At 65.2% G+C, this 1,173-nt stretch carries 2 rRNA genes and 1 pseudogene; all 3 read right to left on the reverse strand.

Annotation, left to right across the window (positions count from 1 at the left end):
* Nucleotides 1-642: pseudogene (locus tag ABZS61_RS05300) on the reverse strand (hypothetical protein); the annotation flags it as partial.
* Nucleotides 643-845: 203 nt separating this feature from the next.
* Nucleotides 846-962, reverse strand: a 5S ribosomal RNA gene (rrf, locus tag ABZS61_RS05305).
* A gap of 138 nt (nucleotides 963-1,100) precedes the next feature.
* Nucleotides 1,101-1,173 (reverse strand): 23S ribosomal RNA (locus ABZS61_RS05310); the annotation flags it as partial.

Raw genomic sequence — 1,173 nt, forward strand, 5'->3', positions numbered from 1 at the left:
CACCACCGGTGCTGCCGCCACGGTTGTCATCGCGGCGGGGACCGCTGCTGGGACGGTCATCACGACGCTCGAAACCACCGCTGGGGCGACCACCACGGTCATCACGCTGACCACCGCGGTACCCACCACGCTCGTCATCACGACGCGGCGCACGATCATCACGGCGGAAACCACCGCCGGTGCTGCCGCCGCGGTTGTCATCGCGGCGGGGGCCGCTGCTGGGACGGTCATCACGACGCGGCGCGCGGTCGTCGCGGCGGAAACCACCACCGGTGCTGCCACCACGGTTGTCGTCACGGCGGAAACCGCCGCCGGCGCTGCCGCCACGGTTGTCATCGCGGCGGGGACCGCTGCTGGGACGGTCATCACGACGGGGAGCACGGTCGTCACGACGCTCGAAGCCACCGCTGGGGCGACCACCACGGTCATCACGCTGACCACCGCGGTACCCACCACGCTCGTCATCACGACGCGGCGCGCGGTCGTCGCGGCGGAAACCACCACCGGTGCTACCACCACGGCTGTCGTCACGACGGAAACCGCCGCCGCCACCGCCACGGTTGTCGTCGCGACGAGGGCCGCTGCTGGCACGGTCGTTGGTGTCACGTCGAGGCGCGCCGGACCGGTCGTCACGACCGCCACGGAAACCGCCCCTGTCACCGCCGTCACGGCGACGCGGCTCGCGCTCCGGACGGTCGTCGGAAGAGTTGGTGGACATGGGGGTGACTCCTGTCATCGGGTACCACAGACATTCTCGCGCAGCCGACCATCCGACGCGCTTCGACAAAAACAAAAGGACCCTTGGTCCCAGCATGAACGCTGGGACCAAGGGTCCTTGAAAGATTGTTCGGCGGCGTCCTACTCTCCCACAGGGTCCCCCCTGCAGTACCATCGGCGCTGAAAGGCTTAGCTTCCGGGTTCGGAATGTAACCGGGCGTTTCCCTAACGCAATGACCACCGAAACACTATCGGCCAACTCCGCAGTAAAAAGCAGAGTATCGGCACTTAGCGAACAAGCACACTTTTCAATTAAGTAGTGAAACTGTTCAACCAGCACGACTATTCGTGGCCTGGGAACAACACAGTGGACGCGAGCAACTGAGGACAAGCCCTCGGCCTATTAGTACCAGTCAGCTCCACCCGTTACCGGGCTTCCACATCTGGCCTATCAAC

The organism is Streptomyces sp. NPDC005566 (genome assembly GCF_040605575.1).
GTDB lineage: Bacteria > Actinomycetota > Actinomycetes > Streptomycetales > Streptomycetaceae > Streptomyces.